Consider the following 22,208-nt stretch of genomic DNA (forward strand, 5'->3'; position numbering starts at 1 on the left):
ATCGCATGCTGCAGCTTTACACCTACTTTCGCAGTTCGGCCTCGTACCGGGTGCGCATTGCGTTGCACCTCAAGGGGCTACCGTTTGAATCGGTGCCAGTGCACCTGCTCAAAGACGGTGGCGCCCAACATGCACCAGCCTATCAACACATCAACCCGGCCAAACTGGTGCCGGCACTGATAGACGACGGCCATGCGGTGACCCAGTCACTGGCCATCATGGAATACCTCGACGAAACCCACCCTGACCAGCCCCTAATGCCGCGCGACGCATTGGGCCGGGCACGGGTGCGGGCACTGGCGCAAGCCATAGCCTGCGAGATCCACCCACTCAACAATCTGCGGGTGCTGCAATACCTGGAACACGATTTAAAGCTGGATGAGGCCACCCGCGCCACCTGGTATCGCCACTGGATCACGCTAGGGTTTACCGCAATCGAGGCGATTTTGGCCAACAACAGCGCCACCGGGGTGTTCTGCCACGGCGACACACCGGGCCTGGCCGACTGCTGCCTGATTCCGCAGATTGCCAACTCGCGCCGTTTCCAGACTCCACTGGAAGCATTCCCCACCATTCTCCGCATCGAAGAAGCGTGCCTGGCCCTGCCTGCATTTCAAAATGCGGCGCCGCAGGTGCAGCCGGACGCGGAGTAGAGCGCCAACCGAGCTATCGGATCACGGGCCAAGTTGGATCTGAGCCGCCAACCTCACTCCACGTGGCGCCACATAGTCCGCCACGACCCACGCCCGGCTGGGGTGCGTAGCGGCTTCTTTCAGCAACTCCAGCAACAGATCAATGGACGTTTTGTCCAACGCGGCAAACGGTTCGTCCAACAACGTGACTGCTGCACTGCTGGCCAGAGCACCCGCAAGATAGACCTTACGCTTGGTGCCAGTGGACAGCATGTACAAGGCCTTGCCCACATGCGGCCCTAGCGCCAGGCCATCTATCAGTTCTGCCAGCAGCGCAGCATCCCATGCGGGGTATTGGGATTGCAGCGTGCTCCAGAAAGTGTTGGGAGTGATCGCATCAAAGGCCTGGGTGCGTGGGTCCACCCAGGCGACCTGGCTTTGGTAGGCAGCGGATTGCGCTGCCAAGGTGCTTCCATCGGTCAGGCTCAAACTGCCTGTTTGGGGCACCAGATCACCTGCCAGCAACCGCAACAGCGTAGTCTTGCCGGTGCTTTCGTCACCGCCAATCCAAGTCACGCCGGGCGCAATGTCCAGTGACCAATCGGTAAATAAAGCATTCTGTTTGGGATAGGCAAAGCCCAACCCTCTAACCTGCAGCACGGCGCTCAGGCAGCTGCCGCTGGCTTGCGCGGCAGCATACGGCGCACGGCGCGCGGCTCCATGCCGTACATGTCAGCAAACTCTTCCACCGATTTGCCACTGGCCTCAAACGCACGCAGCAGGGCTTCGGTCTTGGCATCGCGGGCTTGAGACTCCAGCATGGCCTCGTCCAACACCGCGTTGGCAGCTTCATCCCGGCCGCGCACCAGGTCCGCATAGGCCAGCGGAGACAGGCCCGAGGCTTCCTGCGCCTGCACAATGCGCCCAAGCAGCTTGGGCCGCAGGTCTTCTTTGCTGCGTGTCTGGCGACGCCGAAATACTTCCAGCAGTGCATGTTGCACATGCTCGGGCGCCATGGGCTCCACGGGCTGGCCTTGCAGGTCGTGGCGCTGCTGGCCAGAGGCCACCACCGTTAGATAGCGGGTAGAGCGGGTGTGAAAGGCCAGTGCGGCTTTCAGACCAGCCTGATCCAGCGTATCGGGATGAGCCTCCATCAGGTCCTGAAAAATACCGCGTTTGAGCGGCAAAAATTCAGCACCAAAATGTTGAGGATAAAGGGTTGCCAATTTTTCCAAAACAGGAAAGACATCCGGTTTAGTGGGCCGTTGGGCTTTAGCAGAAGTCGGTGTTTCCGGCGTGGCAGAGCTGGCATCGGACACGGAAATTTCTATAGTTTCTTCTACAGTTTCGGCAATAGGGGTCACGGAGTCGGTCATGAAATATCAAAAATAGGCGGACGAAAAGCCCTCCATCATGCCAGCGATTGGGTTGTCGCTCCCAACCAGGTCAATGTGCCTTCACCGTACGAACCCCCACACCCAAGGCTGCTCCCACGCTCAGCAACAGCACCAATGCGGCGCCCAACAAGGTGGCTCCGTACCAGCCACGGTCCATGAACATTCCAAAAATGATAGGGGAAATTGCAAAACCAGTGTCCAGACCCGAGTAAACCAGCCCATAAACACGCCCGGTAGCGCCCTTGGGCGTGGCCTTCTTGATCATCATGTCGCGCGACGGCCCGCCTATGCCAACGGCAAAACCTGTGGCAGCCAATATCACCATGGTGGCCCGCGCATTCAGCAAGCCCGTGCCGCACAAAGCCAGCAGGACAGCGCCAACTGCCATGGCAATGGCCACGACGCGGTCACTGTTAATGGTACGGGCCGCGATAAAACCCCCCACAAACATACCCGTGGCGCCGCACAGCATATAGGCTGTAATGGTGTAGGTGGCCGCCTCGAAGCTGATGCCGTGCATGGCCTTGAGGATGGATACGGCAAAACTCTGCACCACCGCCAATGTCATGGTGGAGAGCAAAAAGAAACCAAAGCACCACCACACCACAGGCAACTTCATGAAGGCCAGGTCGTGCTCGGCCTTGCCGTTGGCATGGGCCTGTGGGTCGTGTCGAACCACGTGGGTACTGAGTTTGTCCCGCTGCAACACCAGCACGACCAGTATCAAGGCATACATCAGCGCGGCGGCCACATAGGCATTACGCCACCCAATGCTCGCGCCCAATCCTGCAAAAAACACCGGCGCTGCCGCCCAACCCAGGTTACCCGTAAGCCCATGGGCACTGAAGGCATAGCCCAGGCGCTGCGCCGATACCCGCTGGTTAAGAATGGTGAAGTCCACCGGGTGGAAGGTTGCGTTGCCGAGCCCAGCCAGAGCCGCCACCAAAATCAGCCCTACATACCCGGTGACCAACGAGGCCCCTATGCAGGCAGCAATAAAAATGCCCATGGCCACAAACAACAAAGGCCGGGCGCCGAGCCGGTCCACCACAAAGCCCGCACAAGCCTGGCCCACACCGGAAACCACGAAGAAGGTGGTCATCAAAAGTCCCAACTCCGAAAAGTTCAGACCAAATTCCTTCATAAAAACAGGAAACAGCAACGGCAACAACAAGTGGGCAAAGTGGGAGCTGGCGTGGGCCAACCCTACCAATCCAATCACCGTGGCATCCTGTTGCAGCGGGACGGATGCGGCGGTGGAGTCGAGAGTGGTAGCAGTCATGAGGGCAATGGTAAAAGCCAAGCTCAAAAGCCGGAATATGACAAAAAGACAATAATCGTCGAAATTCCGCCAACTCAGTTGCACACCAGTGCCACTTCCTCCCAGCATGTCAACCAGCAAACGCAAAGTCCAGCTCACCACCGTGGGGTTTGACAACTCAGCCAACCGCGCTCCCACACCGCAGCGCCCGGTACGCAGCCGTGCCCGTTCGCTGGCAATGGACGCCCACATCGCCCCACACCAGCACCCCTGGTCACAGTTCACCTTTTGCGCCAGTGGCCTGATGCAAGTGACAGTGACTCAAGAGGAGCGCCAGACCACCTACATCGTGCCGTCCACCCGTGCAGTGTGGATTCCACCCCAGGTGCAGCACCATGTGGTGGTGCTGGAAACGGCGGAATTGCGTACTGTGGATTTGGACCCTTGCGTGACCCCAAAGGATTGGACCGATTGCAAGGTGCTGGTGGTCAGCAAATTGTTGCGCGAGCTGGTGCACGCGCTGGAAGACTCGGTCCCCGGCGCCCGCGACGACGCCATCATGGCACTGTCCGCCGACGAAATGGCCCGCGCCACCACACAAGCGCTGGGCGTACCCATGCCCCACCCCGAGCATGGCGACAAGCGCCTGCGCGCGCTATGCGAGGCCGTGTTGCGCAACCCGGCTGACAAGACCCATTTGCGCGACTGGGTGACCCCTATCGGCGCCAGCGAACGCACGGTGGCGCGATTGTTTCGGGACGAACTGGGTACCAATTTCCAACAATGGCGCCAACAAGCCATCTTGGCACACGCCCTGCCCCTGCTCGCGCGCGGCATGCCGATCAGCCAGGTTGCTGCCGCCAGCGGCTACGCAAGCGACAGTGCCTTTTCTGCCATGTTCAAGTTGGCTATGGGAAAAGCTCCGCGAACTTTTTCGAATAAATCGCATAACACCGCGTTGCGCAGCCAATGATTGACGTGGCTCAATGATCCATGCGTTCGACCATTGGTACTTATAAGCATCATGCATAATGTTATGCTGCGGCGCCGCATTGCCCGCATTTTCACCAAGAAAGTCCTCTGAATATGATGTACGAGTCCCTCGGCAGCTTCCTGGAACAGGTAGCGCAACGCAACCCCGGTCAGCCTGAGTTTCTTCAAGCGGTCACCGAAGTGATGGAAAGCCTGTGGCCGTTCATTGAAAAACACCCCAAGTACGCCGAACACAGCCTGCTGGAGCGTCTGGTGGAGCCCGAGCGCGTCATCATGTTCCGCGTGTCGTGGACCGACGACCACGGTACTGTGCGGGTCAACCGGGGCTACCGCATTCAACACAGCATGGCCATTGGCCCCTACAAAGGCGGCCTGCGCTTTCACCCATCCGTCAACCTCTCGGTTCTCAAGTTCCTGGCGTTCGAGCAGACCTTCAAGAACGCGCTGACCACCCTGCCCATGGGCGGCGGCAAAGGCGGCTCTGACTTCGACCCCAAAGGCAAGAGCCCCGGCGAAGTCATGCGCTTCTGCCAGGCCTTTGCCAGTGAACTGTTCCGCCACATCGGTGCGGACACCGACGTCCCGGCCGGTGACATTGGCGTGGGCGGACGGGAGGTGGGCTTTATTGCAGGCATGTACAAGAAGCTCAGCAACCGTGCCGACTGCGTATTCACGGGTAAAGGTCTGTCATTCGGCGGCTCGCTGATCCGCCCCGAGGCCACAGGCTACGGTACGGTCTACTTCGCTGCCGAAATGCTCAAAACCCGTCGCAAGACGTTCGAGAACTTGCGCGTATCGGTTTCCGGCTCAGGCAACGTCGCTCAATATGCCGTCGAAAAAGCCATGGCACTGGGCGCCAAGGTGGTCACGGTGTCTGATTCCAGTGGGACCATCGTCGATGAAGACGGTTTCACCACCGAAAAGCTCATTACGTTGATGGACGTAAAGAACCACCTCTACGGCCGCCTCAGCGATTACGCGCAGCGCACGGGGGTACCGTTCCAGGCAGGCAAGACTCCTTGGCATGTGCCAGTGGATATCGCCCTGCCCTGTGCCACGCAGAATGAATTGAATGTAAATGACGCCGCTACCCTTATCAAGAATGGAGTGCTGTGCGTGGCCGAAGGCGCGAACATGCCGTCGACCATCGAAGCAGCCAAGGCATTTGAAGCCGCCGGCGTACTGTACGCACCGGGCAAAGCCAGCAATGCAGGTGGTGTGGCCACGTCGGGTCTGGAGATGAGCCAAAACGCGATGCGCCTGAACTGGACCGCCGAAGAGGTGGACAACCGCTTGCTGATCATCATGCAAGGCATCCACGCCGCCTGCCTGAAGCACGGCACCCGCGCGGATGGCACGGTCAGCTACATCGACGGCGCCAACGTAGCCGGCTTCGTCAAGGTAGCTGATGCCATGCTGGCGCAGGGAGTTATCTAACGGAATTGGCCGCTAGCCCTCGTCAACGTTACGTAAATAGCTATTGAATTTATAGCGTTTTACTGAAACACCAGCTCAACGCTGTCGGTTCGTCGCACAGTCTGTCGATTCGTCATAGGCAGACTGACAGTGCGTTTGAGACGCCCTAAACTCGGCGCCATGAACACACTGAACACTTACACCTTGCGGCAGTCATGGCGTTCCTGGTGGGGCAGCGACCCCCATCCCGTGGGGCCGCAATGGTTGTCTGTGGTCTGGACCTTTCTTTTCTCGGGCGCCTGCGCGGTCGCTTTCACCGTCATGGGTTTTGCAATGGCTGCACAGGACGATGGTGCCTGGCGCAACTGGGCCAGCTGGTGGCAAGGGTACAAGATTAACCTCATCATCGCCCTGTTTATCGGTTTCACCATTCGCGGGCTGTTTGTGTTGGGCCACCACTGGCTGGGTACCGAAGGCATACGCAAGCTCAGTGGCTGGAGACGCTTGGCATACTTCATTGGCATTCCCAATTTGGGGTTGGCCATAGGCTGGCCTTTGGGTGCTGCGGTGATGGGCTATGAAACCAATTCCTCGCGTCTACTTGATAGCTCCAACGCTTTGGCAGGGAGCCTGTTGCAGGCTTTGTTGTTAGCGTTCCTGATCAGCCTGGTGTTCTATTGGATATTCAGGGTTGGTGCGCGCCGACTTCAAGCCGAAAAACGTGCTGCTGAAGCGCAACTGCGTTTATTGCAAGGGCAGATCGAACCACATTTCCTGTTCAACACCTTGGCCAATGTGTCGTCGCTGATGGACGACGATGTGCCCCGCGCCAAGGTGATGCTGGAGTCCTTTACCGACTACCTGCGTGCCTCATTGGGCAACCTGCGGCGCCTGGACGCCACGCTGGGTGGCGAGCTGGACCTGGTTGGACACTATTTGGAGCTGATGAAGACCCGCATGGAAGACCGCCTACAGTATTCCGTGCACTACGACCCGCATCTGCGAGACGTGACCATGCCTCCTTTTCTGCTGCAGCCTTTGGTAGAAAACGCCTTGCACCACGGCCTGGAGCCCAAAGTAGAAGGTGGCAGCGTCCATATATCGGCCACGATCGATGCAAACACCCTGGTGTTAGAGGTACTGGACAATGGCATGGGGCCAGACAGTACCCGTCGTCGCCCAGGCTCTGGCATGGCGTTGGCCAATGTGCGGGAACGCCTACAGGCACAGTACGGTGACACGGCTTCCTTGACCTTGACTGACGCCAACCCCGGCATGCGTGCCACCATGCGATTGCCCTACCGCCCGCTCCATGCCGGATAGACCCCATGACCACTGTGCTGATTGCTGACGATGAACCCCACTTGGTGCGTGCCTTGCAGGCCCAGCTGGCCCAGTGGCCCGAACTGACCATCGTGGCCGTAGCCCGCAATGGCCTGGAAGCCGCCCAACGCATTGCCGAGCTCAAGCCCGATATAGCCTTTCTGGACATTCAGATGCCCGGCCTGACCGGCCTGGAAGTGGCCCAAGGCATTGAAGGGCACACGCGGGTGGTGTTTGTCACGGCTTTTGACGAATACGCTGTAGAGGCTTTTGATCAGGAGGCGGTGGACTATGTGCTCAAACCCGTGAAGCTGGACCGCCTACAGCGCACCATGGAACGGGTGCAGCGCGCGCTGGCCGCGCCGGCTGAGGCAGGTGTAGACATGGCCGACCCCAAACTACTGGCCGTACTAAAGAAGCTGCTGCCCAAAAATGCAATCGCGACAGAACCACTGCGCTGGATTCGCGCCAGCCGGGGCGACTACACCAGCCAAGTGGCGGTGCACGATATCTTGTTCTTTCACTCGGACGAAAAGTACACCTGTGTGCAAACCGCCCAAGCCGAGTACCTGATCCGTACCCCCATTGCCGAGCTGGCCGCACAACTGGACCCAACGCAGTACTGGCAGGTACACCGCTCCACCATCGTCAATCTGCATCATCTGGAAGGCACGCGCCGTGACGAAGCCAGCCGCCTGTTTGTGCGTATCAAAGGCCACGCCAACGAGCTGCCGGTAAGCCGCGCCTACGTGCACCTGTTCAAGGCGATGTAGACGCAGTTTTATGCAAAGTAATTGGCTCTAGCCCTCGTCAAAATTACACATGCAGCTATTAGATCTATAGCGCTTTATTGAAGCACCAGCTCTACGCGACGGTCCTTGGCCCTGCTGGCTTCGTCACCGTTGACAACAATTCAGAAAAGTTCGCTGCTGTTCACATTTGCCAGGCATGTCAGCGCAGGGGCTTTACTGACGTACTCTGGCCACTGCACCCTTTGGTGCGGCATGTTCTGAAAGAGATACTGTTGGGGATCGGCCAGTGCCTTTCAGCACGGCACTAAACCTGTCACCATCAGCAAATAGCGCCTCTAGTAGTGCAGAGCGAGCACCTTCGGCGCTGGGTCGAAACGTGACGGTACTGGTGCAAGTGAAGACGTAGGCTGGCGGTGTCGTCATCGGAAGTCCTTGTACAACCATCTTCCCGCTCTCCATGCCCAAATGGCAATTGGGTGGAGTTGCCGAAAAATCAGCTGATTGACTTCCTGATAGCCGGATACTGGGCAACTCCGTAGTCTTACCTGTGTTCGCTGGGTCGTTGTCATAGACCTTGCGAAGGGTAATTTGTTTCTGCACTTCAGTGCGCACAACCGGGGTGCCAAATTCAGTCAACGGCAACTCCACTTTCACAGGGGTGTGCACTTTGGGTGTATTCACTTGAGCCGCAAGTGATGTATTGTTGGCTGGTGGCACCGCACTAACTTGGGGCATGATTTTTCCCCCACTGGGTGGCCGCAGCTGACTTTGTGATCCTCCCGGCAACTGCGCATGGGCGTGGCTGGCCAGCAGTCCAGTAACTACCAGCATGCTGGCTGCGAGCTTGGGGGTGAAGCGAAGTAAGTTCATAGTCGTCTCCTGGTGTTTGGTTATTGCAGCACCAGCTCCACGCGGCGGTTCTTGGCCCTGCCCGCCTCATCCCTATTGCTGGCTACGGGGGCCAGGCTGGCCACGCCATTGCCAGTGAGGCGGTTGCGGGCGATGCCGTAGCTGCTGGCCAGATCGCCCACCACGGCTTCAGCCCGGCGTTTACTAAGGTCCATGTTGGCAGGCAAAGTGCCCACGTTGTCGGTGTGACCCACGACATGCAGCTTGAGGCCCGTTTGTTGTTTCAGTAGTGCGCCAATTTGATCCAGCGACGCGCGGCTCTCGGGCTTGATGTCGGCCTTGTTGGTATCAAACAGAATGCCGTACACGGCAACTTTGCCGCTCGAATCCAGGCTCTTGCCCATTTCGCTGGCGGACAGCGTTTCCATGGCTTGTTCGCGCGCCTTGGCATCCACCTTGACTACCACAACGCTGGTGCGCTTTTGGTACTCGGGCTCATCGCAGTAGGCCGAGAGAATGCCTGGGCGCCAGGCTGCCACGGCAACGGTGGAACCAGTAGCGGGGTTATCCAGCAGCGCGTAGCGGAAGTCCCCAACATTGGCACCACCACTACAGGCTGCGGGGCTGTTGTCACCAATATTGCTCCAGTACGCACCAGACACCAGGGTGGATACAAAGTAGCCCCGGCTTATCCAGTCTGCGGCACCACAGGCTTCGCCCGCGCATTCAAATGTGGACTTGTAGCCCGCAGCCTTCAGGTCCTGCTGGTAGTTGCGCACCACTTCCAGTGCAGACTTGCCCGCCGGGGTCAAGTATTGCAGCATGGTGCGCTGGCCGGAGCGATCCAGACTGCGCGCGGCAACGGCTTGATCGTCTTTGGAAATGACCTTGCCCATGGGGAATTTCAATTCGTCATAGGCTGCGTCGTCGCGGTAGGTCAATATCGAGCCGGTGTAGCGTTTCAGGCCATCGGGGTCGGTCAGACCCTTTAAGTCTTTGGTTGGCATCGGGTTGGCGGCTTGGGCCAGTGCGCTGGCGCACAGCAGAAAAGCGCCGATCAAAAGTCGGGTGGAAGGAAGGAGCAAGCGGTGTTGAAAAGTCATGGTATTCACCTTAATAGAAGTTGGGGAGAAGGATAGTCAGGGCCTAAGGGAAGGCTTCGGCCATTGGGCAACTGCGACGGTGGCGCGCCCGGCACGGATTCACCACGCGGTTGGGGTGGACGCAAGGGGTATGGTTGTGACAGGTAGTGCAGTCGGGCAAACGGATCTTGCAGAAGATCATTGGGATAACCAGTGTATGGGTTTCTCTCAGGGTGGTCGTAGGGGCGGCAGGGTACAACGGCCCAAGGATTCCCACTGGTAGCCGGCCACGCACAAAGCCACGGTTCAAACAACTGGCTTGGCGGAGCTGTGAAAACGAGACGGTCATGGCCGGGTAGGCGGTAGGGTGCAGGGCCTTCGCGACTTAGGGGCTCTTGTAGCGCCTCATCGTCTGCCGCCTGTGCACACCAATGGTTCAGCACCGCCAGCAGGACCATGCACGGAATGCAGCGGCGCAGGTTGCTGCCCAGTAGCATGTTAGTCATCCACCCATTCACCGGCACGCTGCGCCAGCTCAAAAATTGCCTGCTCCATTACCGCCCGCACGGCGCGGTCCATGCCCTCCTTGTGGGCTGATTGAAAGTTGGCGTCCGGGTTCATGCCGTGCAGATCCTGGCCGCTGTTGGCGGCCATTGTGCCCAGCAGGCTGCCAATGCCGCTAACGCTACTTTGTGTGCTGGCCACCTCCTTGCGCACATTGATGGCGTCCAACACCTCACCACTGCCTACCGACAGCACGCGAACATCCATACCCACTTCGTCTGCGGTACTACCCCCGCCCAACTGCATGCCGCCGATCGAAAAACCACCAGAGCTGCTGGACTTTGAGGCAGTGGCTTCGGAAATGGTGGCCTCAAAGATCACATTGGCGCCTTTGATCTGCTTGGTGGCACTGTTGCCGCTGGACACGCCGGTCTGGTTCATCTCACGCTCCCGGGCGACGCCGTTCGCGATTTTGCTGCGCTCCATCACCCGGAACTGTTTGCTCTTTATGAGCGCCGTGGTGAACATCGCAGTGGCCGCGCGGGCTTCAATCTCTGACACGTTGGACGTGACCTCATAGACCGTCACCATGGGCCGTGCAGCCAACGCAACGATGGCTAGACCTTGCAGCTTCTGGGTGGTGGAAGAACGGTCAGAGACTGGGTCACTGCCCTCGGCATGTGCAGAACCTGCGCACAAGCAGATAAAAGCCAGCAGTGCGCAGCAGAGGGCCTGCGGACGCGAGACGATTTTTCGGGACATAAAAGCTCCTGGTTTGCGTTGGGGCCACAGCCCGCATTGGGGCTTTCTTACCAACTAAGACGCAGTTGGCGCGAAGACTGCGACATCTTCATGAAAAATAAATCACACGCACGAATGTCGCAAACGCGTTCAGCTTTCCTTCTTATGAGGTATCAGCGAATTGACAGGGGAATTGCAGTGATAGACAGGAACGATTTGTCCTTGCGTACGGTGCTTTTGGGTCTTCTGGCACCGCTGCTGTTTGCCTCAGCGCCCGCACACGCCAAGTGGTAAAGAACGCAGCCGGCTGCTTGGCGGCACCGTTCAAGGCAGCGGCAGTGGCCGTATCGTCTGGCGAAAAAGTATTGCAGTTGGCTGTAGACGACCCACCATGCGTGGGCCGTGTCATGGCGGTGGACCCTGCCACCATTGTTAGCTCGGTGACGGTGATTGCCTTACAGCAAAAAAACGTGATACCGAAAGATATCGGGCAATGCAAGGGGTTTATCAACGGCAAGGCCAGTGGTCTCATTGCCGATGCTTTGCTGAAGGTGCCTGGCCTGCCAACACTTCTGGGAGCCAAGGGCACCGATATGCTGGAAGACATTGTTGATGGCGGAGCGAGCACTGCGCTTAGTAGCGTACCAGGCATGAGCACTGTGACGGGAGCGCTCTCATGCGGCTGTGCGGTGGCAGACATTGGAGGCCCGGAAACGATTAAAAAAGTCATGAATGCGGTGGGCAGCGGCGCGCAACAATGCGGCGGCTTGGTGACGGACTTGGTCAAAGGTGGGTTGGTCGGTATAGAGACAGGTGCAAAGGCTGTTGAGAACACTTTGGAGTCCATTTACCAGGGTGCGCATATGCCTCAAGAAACCTACTACCGCATCTACTTTGCCAACCGACGAGAGGCTGAGTACAAATATTGGGTGGCGTTGATGTCACCCTATTCGCAGCTGCACAATACGCTCATGCGCCAGGGTGGCTACGTAGATGGGGTGACGGCGACGTGTCGGGACTATTTTGATGCATACCGCATGAAACCTGGTAATGCAGAGAAGACCTGCAATAGTTTCCGCGACTCGTACAACCAAGAATTTGCCAAGTGGGCAGTCTTGCAAGACCAAGTTCGATTGGTTAAGGGCCTGGCTGCAGACCCAACCCTCGCTGCTACCAAGCTGATGAAGTCGCAGTTGGGTTGGCTGCTGCCACGCAATGGTGATGCGCTGGATTTGCCAAGCTGGAAACGAGGTGACCCGCTAGTGCGTATCTGTGCCAAGGCGGTGACCCAAGCGGTCAAATCAGTACCGCCTGAAAAGTACATGGGTGGGGCTACGGATGGACTTTTCAAGCGCTATAAGACATTGGCGCTGCTTAGTGCTGCGCACTATTCCTGCGTGTCTACCGTGCTGCGTGATGTGTATGGCTTCAACCAAACAGTGACTGAGCCTAAAAGCATGGGACAGTTTGACGATTTCTATTCCTACACCCCCACAGCGTTGACTGACCCGCAAAAATCTATTCAAAAAATTCAGACGATGGCGGCGAATGCCCAACCGACCGATACGGTAGGCAGCATCTTCTACGCGACCAATCGCCCACTACTAAAGCAAGCGAATGTGCTGATCGCTCAGAAAATCACATCGTTTATGGACTATGGCGTAACCAAAGTCGTGATGACAAATATAAAGTCAGAAGAACAAAAAAAGAAAGAAGAAGACGCAGCCAAGAGAACCGGTGCAGAGTTGCAGCCGAAGAATTCTGCAGAGGCACTGGCTGCCATTACCAAACTTAAAGCCGAGTGCTCAGACATCCGCTGCGGTACCGATATCACGCACATGTACCAGGCGTGCGGCAAAACCAGTGGTCCACCCGACGAACATGGCGACGTTGCTGGTCCCATGAGTATTCAAAAGGGCTGTGCCAAAGCTTATGGCGTGCTTTACAGAATATCTGCTGCCAAGGGCAAGGTGGATGAGCATCTGGACGCTGAGGCCAAGCGTGTACTGGCTCTACCAAGTAAAGACCCAGCCGCATCGGCCAAAGATGTAGAAAAGCAGCGGGGCGAGGCGTTGCAGCAATTCCAGCAACTACGCGATGAAGCCATTGAGAAGCTGATCACAATAAGCAGCTCTTACAACGCCGGAGTAGCGCTTGAGAAAGCTCTGGAGCCACGATTCGCCGCCTTGTTGAGTGTGCATTTCAAACAGTCTGTGATGGGCAGCGGTGCGCTGGTAACGCTGCCACCTGCGGCGGGAGGTATGTTACTGGGAGGTTCACTCGGTACCAAACTAACTGCACCCACAGCACCCGCTGTGGCCTTGGACTTGCAAACGCCACAACTCGCTAGTTGCAAGCGCATTCTAGGCCGAGCCGACGAGATGCTGTGCAGCAATGTGGCGGATTTCAATGCCTGCAAGTTACAGGTGGATAGCGGCAAACTCAAAACCTGCCGCCAGACCGAACAGGCGCAGGTCTACAGCAAGTCCGATAGCAGCCCCGCTTCAGAAACCGGAACGGTCCGGCCACATCCGCCCGGAAGTTTGGGCAACACCTCGCTCACCGTGCCGGACAACCTGGGTAGCCAATTTCACAAGCGCTGACGACTCATTGCGCAGCGTGTCGTGTTCTCTGCGCGAATTGCGTCTTATAGGGTGAATGTCACTTTTGGCATCCATCAGGTCCATAAATCATGATCATCATTTGGAGACAGAAATGGCAAAAAAAACAGCGCTGGAAGCAACGGCCAAGGCCCCTGACATGGATGCAGGGGTATCGCTGACACTGGCGAACCCAAAGGCGACCTTGGGCTTCCTATCGTTCAGAGGTGCAGGGATCGATTTTGACAAGGGAACGGTTTACATCCACCCCAGCAACCCCGAGCCAAAATTTGGCGGGGTGGCAGCAGGTGTGCTGTGCGACTTCAAGCGTAACGGCAAACAGACGGGGTTTTACCTCATGAATTTCGTCGTGGGAATCACCTCGGACATGCCAACCAAAAAGATGAAGGCATTGGTGGGGGCAACCGCATCCACCAGCGGCCAAACTCTCTCGGTATCACCCGGCGTACAACAGATTTTGGTACCCATCAGCTTAGAGAGTAATGCGAGTTACGTCGCCCTCGCCAGCGATGGGCCGTTTATCTTCAAATCCTGCGACATAAGCACCGTCAATTCACCCTCGTGAAATACCTCAAAGTACGTACTATGACTATCACCCTAAAAAAAGTCGCCTGCTTTGCCGGTCTGGCCCTTATGGGCCTGGCCTCTGCCAGCGCGCAAAACCTCAAGCCCGGCCAGTACGAATACGCCACCGTGACGGAAGTATTTGGCATGAAAATCCCGGTGAACTTTAAGCAATGCGTGACGCAAAAAGATGTGGACACCAACAGCGCCTACGTTAACCAGCAAGGCATGGAAGGCTGCACCCCGCCGGAGGTCAAACGCAAGGGCAACAACATCTCCATCAAATACGCCTGCACCAAACCAAAAATGAGTGGTGAGGGAAAGGGTACGGTAACCGATGACACATTCAACATGGACATGCGCGTGACGCAGTTTGATGAAGGCAGCGATATGAAGGGCACCGTGGTGCATACCGCGCTAAGTGCCAAGCGGCTGGGTGACTGTACGAAGTAATTGCGCCCAGACTGATGCCAGAGCATTGGGGTCGCCTAGTCAGCAACCTTAATCAGACCTTCCAGCCAGGTCTTGGCCTTGACCCAATCGCGGTCCACCGTGCGGGTGGATACGCCCAACAGTTTGGCGATGTCGGCCACCGTCAGGCCTGCAAAGTAACGCAGTTCCACCAGCTCATACAACGCATGGTCCAATGTGCGCAGTTGTTCCAATGCCGAGTCCAGCAGAAACCAATTGTCGCGTCCATCCGCAGCAATCGACTCTGCTTGGGACAACGTGACCTGAACCAAGTCACCACCGCGTTTTTCGGCCTGGCTGGCACGCAGGTGGTCTAGCACTACCGAACGCAGCACTTTGCCCACGTAGGCAAAAAACTGCGCCCGTGATTCACCGGCCATGCCCACGCGCTCAACCATGCGCAAAAAGCCTTCATTCACTAGTCCGGTCGTGTTCAGGCTGGTAACGCCACCTACGGCATACAGGCGCGAGCGGGCCAGGCGTTTGATTTCGGGATAGAGCAAGGCATACAGCCGTGCCGCAGCACTCTCGTCACCGGTGCGTATGTCTTGCAGCAATTGTGCAATCTGTTCGGCGGAATCCGTTGGTGTCAAAGCTGGTGTCCTCGCTGTGGGCGCTTGGGCGCTTTAGCGAGGCAGTTTAAGGCACAGCGAATGAGACCCCGGATCAGGGTCTGTAACTAAGCGTTACAGCTGGCGGTCTTCGGCTTTGAACTTGCCGTCCGTGATAACCATCTTGGCTTTCGTTTTGACGTTCATAAACTCGAAGCTGAAAGTGCCCTCTATGACTTTGCCGTTGACTGAGGTGATCTCCAACTGGTTTTTACCATCAACCATCCGGTACTCAGCAACCGGTTCGCCAAAGGGTTTTTGGCTCACACCTTGCGTGAAGCTGATTTCGCAACTGCGGCTGCCTGATTTGGCAAAGATAAACTTCACGGGCTTGCCATCAAAGTTGCTGCAGTTGATGGACAGCTTGTCCACCGGCGTTTTAGGTGGCGGGTAGGCACTGGCACCTTTGGTACTGGCTATCAGGTTGAGCACCCCCTTGGTGGGCATCAAATACATGATGCCATCGTCGTCGCTCTCAAATAATTTGCCGTCTACTGTGGCGCTTAGGCGCTGCGGGGTATCTGCCGTTGCCGCTAGCGGGAACCCCAGGCCAAAAGCCATGAGTGTCAGTGCCAGTGCGCCAGCGCTGCGGAGAATGAGTGGTATGTACATGGTGCTCCTTGGGTGGAATAAGTCGTCGTGGAGGTGCAGGGTTTACAGTGCTGTCTGCATCAATAAGACGTAGCGCGGGCGTCCATTGCGCCACAACACTAAAAAATAGACAACACCTGTGGCATCTGTCGTACTTCTGGGCCGATTTGCGTCTTACCACTTAAGGTATCCCGCCTGTTTGGGTTAGCCTACGAAAAACACACAGCCTCCATGACCGTCAATCCCACTGATTTAAAGCGCCGGTTCGCCCTGTTTGACGCGGTGGCTGACTTGGCTCTACCTGACCGTGCTGCCTGGTTTTTGGCGTTGCAAATCAGCGAGCCTGAGCATGTGGCCGCAGTGCAGAACCTTTTGAATGCCTTGGATCAGACCTCCACCTTCCCAGACCAGTCCCCCAGTCTGGTGGGTATCAGTGCCCGTGAATTTGACGCCCAGGTGGATCTGGCGGCCGCACCCGAGGTGAGCGCCCCAATCGGCGCCGGAGATCTGGTCGGTCCCTGGCAGCTGGAACGCAAGATTGGCGAAGGCGGTATGGGCGCGGTGTGGTTGGCCGCGCGGCTCGATGGAAATTTTGAGGGCCATGCCGCCATCAAGTTCTTGCGCACCGGACTGGGCAAAACCGAGTTGGTCGATCGCTTCCTGCGGGAGCGCCGCCTGTTGGCCCGCCTGACCCATCCCGGCATCGCACGACTGCTGGATGCCGGCGCCCACCACGGTGAACCCTACCTCGTGATGGAGTACATCGACGGCATGCCGATTACCGACTGGGCGGGTGGCAACTCACCGCAGTTGGTGCAACGTATTGATCTGCTTCTCAAGGTATGCCGGGCCACCGAGTACGCGCACGGCCAACTCATCGTGCATCGCGATATCAAACCGTCCAATGTGATGGTGAGCCGCGCAGGCGAGCCAGCCTTGCTGGACTTTGGCATTGCCAAGCTGTTGGACGATATAGAGCCTGGCGAAGCGACTGCTTTAACCCATATCACCGGACGTGGATTCACCTTGGGCTACTGCGCGCCAGAGCAAATCACCGGCGAGGCCACAGGGGTGGCTGCCGATGTGTTCTCGCTGGGGGTGTTGGCGTTTGAGTTGATCACAGGGGTCATGCCATTCGCCGGTGAAAATCGCACGGCACTGGAACATGCCATCGTGCACACCGAGGCGAAGTCGGTGGCCAAGGCATTGCTGACCGCACCGACGTCGGTGGCGGGTAGGCCGCACGACGCGGCTCGTGCGCAAGGCGATCTGGATGCCATCGTGGCCAAGGCACTGCGCAAGAATCCGGCTGACCGATACCCTACGGTGGGTGCGTTTGCTGCCGACTTGGAGCGCTGGATCAGCAAGCTTCCGGTGGAAGCGCGCCGTGGTAATTGGCGCTACACCACGGGCCTATGGCTGCGGCGCAACCGGTTGGTGGCGGTGCTGGCGTCCATTGCCTTTGTGGCGGTGAGTGCTGGATTGGTGGTGGCGCTGTGGCAAGCCCAAAGGGCCAATGCAGAGGCTCTGCGTGCCAACAAAGTGGCAGACTACTTGGGTGAACTGATACAAAGCGCCAGCCCCGACAACCACGGTGGCAGTTGGCCCACCGTGCTGACCCTGCTGGAGCAATCCGAGAAAGACTTGGGCACGCAGTTTGCCGATGATCCCAAAACACATGCCACGCTGCTACAGCGTTTGATCGAAACCAACGACGCGCTAAACCGCAATGCCGTGGCGTTGGCCCAGTTGCAGCAGTTGCAGGCGCTGCTGGCCCAAACGGAATCGGCGGACTCGGATGCCATGCTGGACGTTCGCAAACACACGGCCCAGATCTTGCGCCGACTCAACCGGGAACCGGAGGCCCTTGTCATCGACGAGCAATTGTTGCCGGTTTTTGAACGGCGCTACGGTGTGCAAAGCGAGGCCTACGCCCTGCTGCTACAAGGCCTCAGCAGCAGCTTGGCCGGTGTGGGGCGCATGCAAGAGGCCAAAGACCGGCTGATGCAGGCCGCGACCATCATGACCAAGCTGTTCCCCAAAGACTTGGCCAAGCGTGTCGATGTAGTCAACGATGCCGCCGTGCTGCTGACCCAGCAGGCACTGTGGCGCGAGGCCGCAGACACACTGAGCGCCATTGAGCCTGATTTGCCAGCCGTGGCCCGCTTGGGTGGTCAGCATGTGCGCGACGCCCTCATCATGCGGGCCAACCTGGAGGCCATTCGCTTACGCCTGGGCCAGTTCGACGGGACGCAAGCACGCCTAGAAAAGATCGTGGCCGAACTGGATGTACTGCTGGGCAAAGGCAGCCCCTTGGCGATCAGCTCGATCGACCGTTTGCAAAGCCTTGCCAATGAAACCGGCCGCTTTGCCGATTCTGTGGCCATCAACCAGGCACTATTGGAACTACAGAAAACCCAGCCAGGCGCGGCGGAGCGGCTGGCAGACACCGAACTCAATCTACTGGGTATTGAAATCCGCCGGGGTATGGTGCCCAACGCCACGGTAAAGGCGCAGCTAGAGCACATGCTGGCAGTCGCGCCCCAAAACTTGCCGGGTGGCGGAGCCGAGCGCGCCGAGTTTTACCGGCGCCTGTCTGACGCAGCGGCGGGTTCGGGCTGGTTGGATCTGGCCGACACAGCACAAAAGTTGGCCCGCACCGATCTGGCCCAAATCAACAACTCCAACCCCGAGCGTGCGGCCCAAGTTAACCGCAGTGCGGCACTGACGGCCTATCTGCGCGGCCAGCCACAGCGTGCTGTGGAGTTGTTGCAAGACCGCTTTGCGCTGTACGAGAAGTCACTGGAGGGCGACAGTCCGCGCCGTGCCACGCTGTGGCTACAGCGTGCGTTGTTTGAAGCGGAGTTTAATGCCGCCGCCGCCGCCCAATCGGTGGCGCAGAGCAAGGCCATGTTTGCGCGTCTGGGCGGTCCGCAGCCCCATTGGAAAGCGGTGTTGGCGTATCTGGACGCCCGCATTGCGCCCGACAGCAACGCGGCAGCCGTTCGTGCTGCGGAAGACGCGGTAGACCAGGCCTTTATGCGCCCACGCCCTTCGAACTGGCGAGTTCCCTATATGGCTAGTTTATAACTTGACTAGCTATAGATTCCCTGCCGTTGGCGCTGCCAGATAAACGGGCATGGTGACTCGGGTAAAACCGCCGTTATAGGGGTTGGTATGCATCGCCAACTGCCACAGAGCCAAGGTGGTTGCGATTGAAAACAACACCAACACAAGTCGCCCGGCAGGTGGACGGTCCAAATGCGAGGCCGCAATCATCATATAGGCGAAAAAAGCCAGCAAAATCACCACCCACCACTGATTGTTGTCTGTGTGATCACTGCCAATAAGCAGGCGTCGAAGACGGGCATCCTCCAGTTCATCGACCGCTTTGAGCCACTGTCCCACCATTAGCGCAGGCGAGCCGTCACGGCTCAAGCGTGCGCCCTGCATTCGCAGTTCGCGCAGTGCCTTTGCCGCATCAGGACTGGCTTTATGGTTGAAATGCACACCCCACTCGTCAGTAGATACGGCATTCCGGTAGGCCACTAACAGCACTTCAGCCTGGGAGACATTCAACGCAGCAGGTTCCCTAAGTTCACTGAGTCTCATCAATGCCGAGACTTCCTTGGACGCTGCGTCAATAGCCGTTCTCTGCTGTGTCCAGATGTCGACAGCAAGAAAAGTCAAAAAGAGCGCGAATATGGTGGTAACCGGTACAAATGCTGGACCCACGGGAAGGAGCTTGGGCACGCTGGCAAAGCGGCGATTAAGCCAGCCCAGCCACAAAAAACTGGCTGCCAACATCAGCCCCGACAGCAAGGTGAGTATCAGCAATTGCAAAAACGAAGATAAATCGAAATAGGCGTCAAGCATGATTTAAGCGGTGCATCAGACCGGTAAAAACGATATTGGCGACCAGTTTAAGGGTTGCGTTGAAGCAAGGTAGCGCGAGGGGGGGCTATTTGGATAGCCAGTTTGGTCACCAGACTTGTTAGCGCCTCCACACCAACCGGTGGCTGCGCCAGCCAGGGCAGCACATAGGTTTTTTTCGCCAGACCATCGGCAATGCGATCCATCTGCCGGGCTTCACCCACCAGACGTGCGCGCAGCAACGGGTCTTGTGTGCCCGCCGCCAGAATGCTCTTGTTGATTGCCCATGCAAAGGGTTCAATGCTGGCCCGGCGCAAGTCTTCTTGCAAGGCTTGTGCCTGCGATACCGGGGTGGTTTCCGCCAGAGTGACCAAAATAATTTTGGTGTACAGCGGGTCCTGCAAACGCATCAACGGGGTGACGACGCGGCCCACGCCATGCCCCTCAAACTCCCGCATCATTTGGCGGTGGTAGGCGCCGGTTGCATCCATCAGCAAGAGCGAGTGGCCAGTGGGGGCCGTATCCAGCACCACAAAGGCGCTGCGCGCTTCGCTCACCACACGCGAGAAAGCGTGGAACACCGCAACCTCTTCGGTGCAGGGAGAGCGCAGGTCCTCCAGCATCAAGGCGCGTTCTTGCGCATCAAGCCCGGCGCCTTTGCTGGCCATGATCTTGTCGATATACCGCTGCGTTTCGACGATGGGGTCAATGCGGTCCACGCGCAACCCTTCGACCGTCCCTTCCAGTGTCTTGGTCAGATGCGCAGCTGGGTCGGTGGTGCTCAAATGCACTGTCTTGCCCCGCTGAACCAGACCCAGCGCCAGGGCTGCGGCAACGGTTGTCTTGCCAACCCCACCTTTACCCATCACCATGATCAAGCCCTGCCCGGCTTGCGCCAGTGCATCGGCCAACGCATCCAGACCAGCGCCTTGCAGCGGCACTGCCAACGACAAGGGCTCGACCGTACCGCTAACGCCTTGCGCCGCGTTGGCCTGTGGCAGCAAGGCTCGCAAAGCGGCAAGGCCAACGGTATCAAAAGCACGCAGAGGAACCTGATCTTGCGGTAGTGCCCGCAAATTTTCAGGCATGGCGTCTAGCGCCTTGGTGCCCAAGTCTTCAAGGGCCGCAGCAACAGCGTCGTGGCTGTCGGTTGCGTGAAAGACGCCGTTGATGACCAGCCGCTGGTTGAGCAGACCCAGAATTTGCAACTCGTCGGACGTGCGCGATGCTTCGCCAATCGCACCCGCATCCGCTCGGGTCACCAAGATGATGGTGGTCAAGGCTGGGTCGCACAAGGCATCCAGTGCGGCCTTGAACCGCAGCTCCTGCATCTTCAGGCCGGAGTGAGGCCCAAGACAGGATGCACCCTGGTCGTTGTCTGCCAGAAACCCGCTCCAGGCTTTGGGCAAGCTCAGCAGCCGCAGCGTATGACCGGTAGGGGCTGTATCAAAAACGATGTGGTCGTAGTTCTGGTCTTTGTCGGAGAGCAATGACGCAAATTCATCAAAGGATGCAATCTCGGTGGTGCATGCACCCGACAGTTGCTCCCTGACCGTCGAGATTTCTTTCTCACTGGCATCTTGCCCCATCTGGTCAACCACACGTTGCCGGTAAGACTCTGCGGCGTTAACCGGGTCGATGTTCAAAACGGACAGCCGTGGCGCCCCCGGAACCGGTGTGGGCAGGTTGCGCAGGACAACACCCAGCATTTCATCCAGATTCGACGCCGCGTCGGTACTGACCAAAAGGACTTTTTTGCCCGCGTCGGCCAACCGCAAGGCCACTGCGGTGGAAATCGACGTCTTGCCGACGCCCCCTTTCCCGGTAAAAAACAGATGCCGGGTGGGCTGCGACAGCAACCCCAGTTTGCTGGACTGCAACCAAGCCCGAACCGTCTCATGCGACGGGATGCCACCGGCATGGACGATCACACCGCCGATGATGACGGCCGGCGTGGCTGTGACGCCATGGCTCTTGATGTCCTCACGCGATTCGATCTTGTCTATTTCAACGGCTACGCACAGTTCGCTGGCCACTCGTTGGATCATGCGCGTTGTGCTTTCGCATTTGCTGCATCCGGGGCCCAATACTGTGCCTTTCATTGTTTTCCCTTGGCATTGATAACGACTTGGCCGTCTTCCTTGGTGAACCCCGCCTGTTGTGGCTGGGGCAGGATATCCAGCACCAACTCTGACGGGCGACACAGGCGTGTGCCCAGGGGCGTGACGACGATGGGCCGGTTCATCAAAACCGGATGGGCCAGCATGGCATCCACCAGCTGTGCATCGGTCACGCCACTGCGGCCCAGCTGCAATTCAGTAAACACCGACTCCTTGCTGCGCACAATGTCCATCACCGGCAGGCCACTGGCCTGGATCAGGGCGAGCAGCGTTTCACGCTTTGGTGGAGTTTTCAGGTATTCGATGACAGTTGGCTCCACGCCGCTGTTGCGGATCATGGCCAGGGTATTGCGCGAGGTGCCGCATTGGGGGTTGTGGTAAATCGTGACTGTGCTCATGTTGAGTTC

General features: G+C 58.0%; 20 protein-coding genes. 9 read left to right on the forward strand and 11 right to left on the reverse strand.

Features of this window, described 5'->3' with window-relative positions; translation table 11 throughout:
* Positions 1-8: 8 nt before the first annotated feature.
* Positions 9-653, forward strand: coding sequence for a maleylacetoacetate isomerase (gene maiA / locus IPI80_RS10725; protein ID WP_413860409.1), 645 nt, complete (start codon positions 9-11; stop codon positions 651-653).
* A gap of 21 nt (positions 654-674) precedes the next feature.
* Here the strand turns inward: maiA and IPI80_RS10730 are convergent, their stop codons facing one another.
* The 3 genes from IPI80_RS10730 to IPI80_RS10740 all read right to left on the reverse strand — a co-directional run bounded on the left by IPI80_RS10730 (position 675) and on the right by IPI80_RS10740 (position 3,311).
* The gene (locus IPI80_RS10730) at positions 675-1,292 is read right to left on the reverse strand and encodes an ABC transporter ATP-binding protein (RefSeq protein WP_413859882.1); all 618 of its coding nucleotides are present in this window, start codon (positions 1,290-1,292) and stop codon (positions 675-677) included.
* 5 nt (positions 1,293-1,297) lie between these two features.
* Entirely contained in the window at positions 1,298-2,008 is a 711-nt protein-coding gene (locus IPI80_RS10735; RefSeq protein ID WP_413859884.1) for a ProQ/FINO family protein, read from the reverse strand.
* A 70-nt stretch (positions 2,009-2,078) separates the two neighbouring features.
* The gene (locus IPI80_RS10740; RefSeq protein ID WP_413859886.1) at positions 2,079-3,311 is read right to left on the reverse strand and encodes an MFS transporter; all 1,233 of its coding nucleotides are present in this window, start codon (positions 3,309-3,311) and stop codon (positions 2,079-2,081) included.
* Positions 3,312-3,417: 106 nt separating this feature from the next.
* On the opposite strand from IPI80_RS10740, the gene IPI80_RS10745 reads away from it, so the two are divergent.
* The 4 genes from IPI80_RS10745 (at position 3,418) to IPI80_RS10760 (ending at position 7,795) form a co-directional block, all read left to right on the forward strand.
* Complete coding sequence (locus IPI80_RS10745; RefSeq protein ID WP_413859888.1) at positions 3,418-4,263, forward strand: AraC family transcriptional regulator; 846 nt, start codon at positions 3,418-3,420, stop codon at positions 4,261-4,263.
* 113 nt (positions 4,264-4,376) lie between these two features.
* Positions 4,377-5,720, forward strand: a complete 1,344-nt coding sequence (gdhA, locus tag IPI80_RS10750; RefSeq protein ID WP_413859890.1) for an NADP-specific glutamate dehydrogenase — start codon at positions 4,377-4,379, stop codon at positions 5,718-5,720.
* A 159-nt stretch (positions 5,721-5,879) separates the two neighbouring features.
* Entirely contained in the window at positions 5,880-7,022 is a 1,143-nt protein-coding gene (locus tag IPI80_RS10755; protein WP_413859892.1) for a sensor histidine kinase, read from the forward strand.
* A gap of 5 nt (positions 7,023-7,027) precedes the next feature.
* Positions 7,028-7,795: a LytR/AlgR family response regulator transcription factor gene (locus tag IPI80_RS10760; RefSeq protein ID WP_413859894.1), complete on the forward strand. Its 768-nt coding sequence runs from the start codon at positions 7,028-7,030 to the stop codon at positions 7,793-7,795.
* 192 nt (positions 7,796-7,987) lie between these two features.
* Here the strand turns inward: IPI80_RS10760 and IPI80_RS10765 are convergent, their stop codons facing one another.
* The 3 genes from IPI80_RS10765 to IPI80_RS10775 all read right to left on the reverse strand — a co-directional run bounded on the left by IPI80_RS10765 (position 7,988) and on the right by IPI80_RS10775 (position 10,971).
* Positions 7,988-8,605, reverse strand: coding sequence for a hypothetical protein (locus tag IPI80_RS10765; RefSeq protein WP_413859896.1), 618 nt, complete (start codon positions 8,603-8,605; stop codon positions 7,988-7,990).
* A gap of 59 nt (positions 8,606-8,664) precedes the next feature.
* Positions 8,665-9,726: an OmpA family protein gene (locus IPI80_RS10770; protein ID WP_413859898.1), complete on the reverse strand. Its 1,062-nt coding sequence runs from the start codon at positions 9,724-9,726 to the stop codon at positions 8,665-8,667.
* A gap of 477 nt (positions 9,727-10,203) precedes the next feature.
* The gene (locus IPI80_RS10775; protein WP_413859900.1) at positions 10,204-10,971 is read right to left on the reverse strand and encodes a CsgG/HfaB family protein; all 768 of its coding nucleotides are present in this window, start codon (positions 10,969-10,971) and stop codon (positions 10,204-10,206) included.
* 266 nt (positions 10,972-11,237) lie between these two features.
* Here IPI80_RS10775 and IPI80_RS10780 point away from each other — a divergent pair, with 266 nt between their 5' ends.
* The 3 genes from IPI80_RS10780 (at position 11,238) to IPI80_RS10790 (ending at position 14,588) form a co-directional block, all read left to right on the forward strand.
* On the forward strand, positions 11,238-13,553 hold the full coding sequence (locus tag IPI80_RS10780) for a hypothetical protein (RefSeq protein WP_413859902.1): 2,316 nt from the start codon (positions 11,238-11,240) through the stop codon (positions 13,551-13,553).
* Positions 13,554-13,665: 112 nt separating this feature from the next.
* Entirely contained in the window at positions 13,666-14,136 is a 471-nt protein-coding gene (locus tag IPI80_RS10785) for a hypothetical protein (RefSeq protein WP_413859904.1), read from the forward strand.
* A 20-nt stretch (positions 14,137-14,156) separates the two neighbouring features.
* Entirely contained in the window at positions 14,157-14,588 is a 432-nt protein-coding gene (locus tag IPI80_RS10790) for a DUF3617 domain-containing protein (RefSeq protein WP_413859906.1), read from the forward strand.
* A gap of 35 nt (positions 14,589-14,623) precedes the next feature.
* Here IPI80_RS10790 and IPI80_RS10795 read toward each other — a convergent pair whose 3' ends face one another.
* Together IPI80_RS10795 and IPI80_RS10800 are read right to left on the reverse strand one after the other, a co-directional pair.
* Positions 14,624-15,199, reverse strand: a complete 576-nt coding sequence (locus IPI80_RS10795; protein WP_413859908.1) for an ECF-type sigma factor — start codon at positions 15,197-15,199, stop codon at positions 14,624-14,626.
* Positions 15,200-15,292: 93 nt separating this feature from the next.
* Complete coding sequence (locus tag IPI80_RS10800; RefSeq protein ID WP_413859910.1) at positions 15,293-15,829, reverse strand: hypothetical protein; 537 nt, start codon at positions 15,827-15,829, stop codon at positions 15,293-15,295.
* 210 nt (positions 15,830-16,039) lie between these two features.
* Between IPI80_RS10800 and IPI80_RS10805 the strand changes: the two genes are divergently transcribed.
* Positions 16,040-18,898 (forward strand): serine/threonine-protein kinase, encoded by a 2,859-nt coding sequence (locus tag IPI80_RS10805; protein ID WP_413859912.1) that lies wholly within the window; start codon positions 16,040-16,042, stop codon positions 18,896-18,898.
* A gap of 9 nt (positions 18,899-18,907) precedes the next feature.
* Here IPI80_RS10805 and IPI80_RS10810 read toward each other — a convergent pair whose 3' ends face one another.
* The 3 genes from IPI80_RS10810 to arsC are packed head-to-tail and all read right to left on the reverse strand — an operon-like array spanning position 18,908 to position 22,199.
* Positions 18,908-19,684, reverse strand: coding sequence for a hypothetical protein (locus IPI80_RS10810; RefSeq protein ID WP_413859914.1), 777 nt, complete (start codon positions 19,682-19,684; stop codon positions 18,908-18,910).
* A 47-nt stretch (positions 19,685-19,731) separates the two neighbouring features.
* Positions 19,732-21,783 (reverse strand): arsenical pump-driving ATPase, encoded by a 2,052-nt coding sequence (gene arsA / locus IPI80_RS10815; RefSeq protein WP_413859916.1) that lies wholly within the window; start codon positions 21,781-21,783, stop codon positions 19,732-19,734.
* Entirely contained in the window at positions 21,780-22,199 is a 420-nt protein-coding gene (arsC, locus tag IPI80_RS10820; RefSeq protein WP_413859918.1) for an arsenate reductase (glutaredoxin), read from the reverse strand. Before arsC ends, arsA begins: the two co-directional genes overlap by 4 nt.
* Positions 22,200-22,208: the final 9 nt, after the last annotated feature.

It is taken from the genome of Candidatus Aalborgicola defluviihabitans (genome assembly GCF_016705985.1).
GTDB classification, from domain to species: Bacteria; Pseudomonadota; Gammaproteobacteria; order Burkholderiales; family Burkholderiaceae_C; genus Allorhodoferax; species Allorhodoferax defluviihabitans.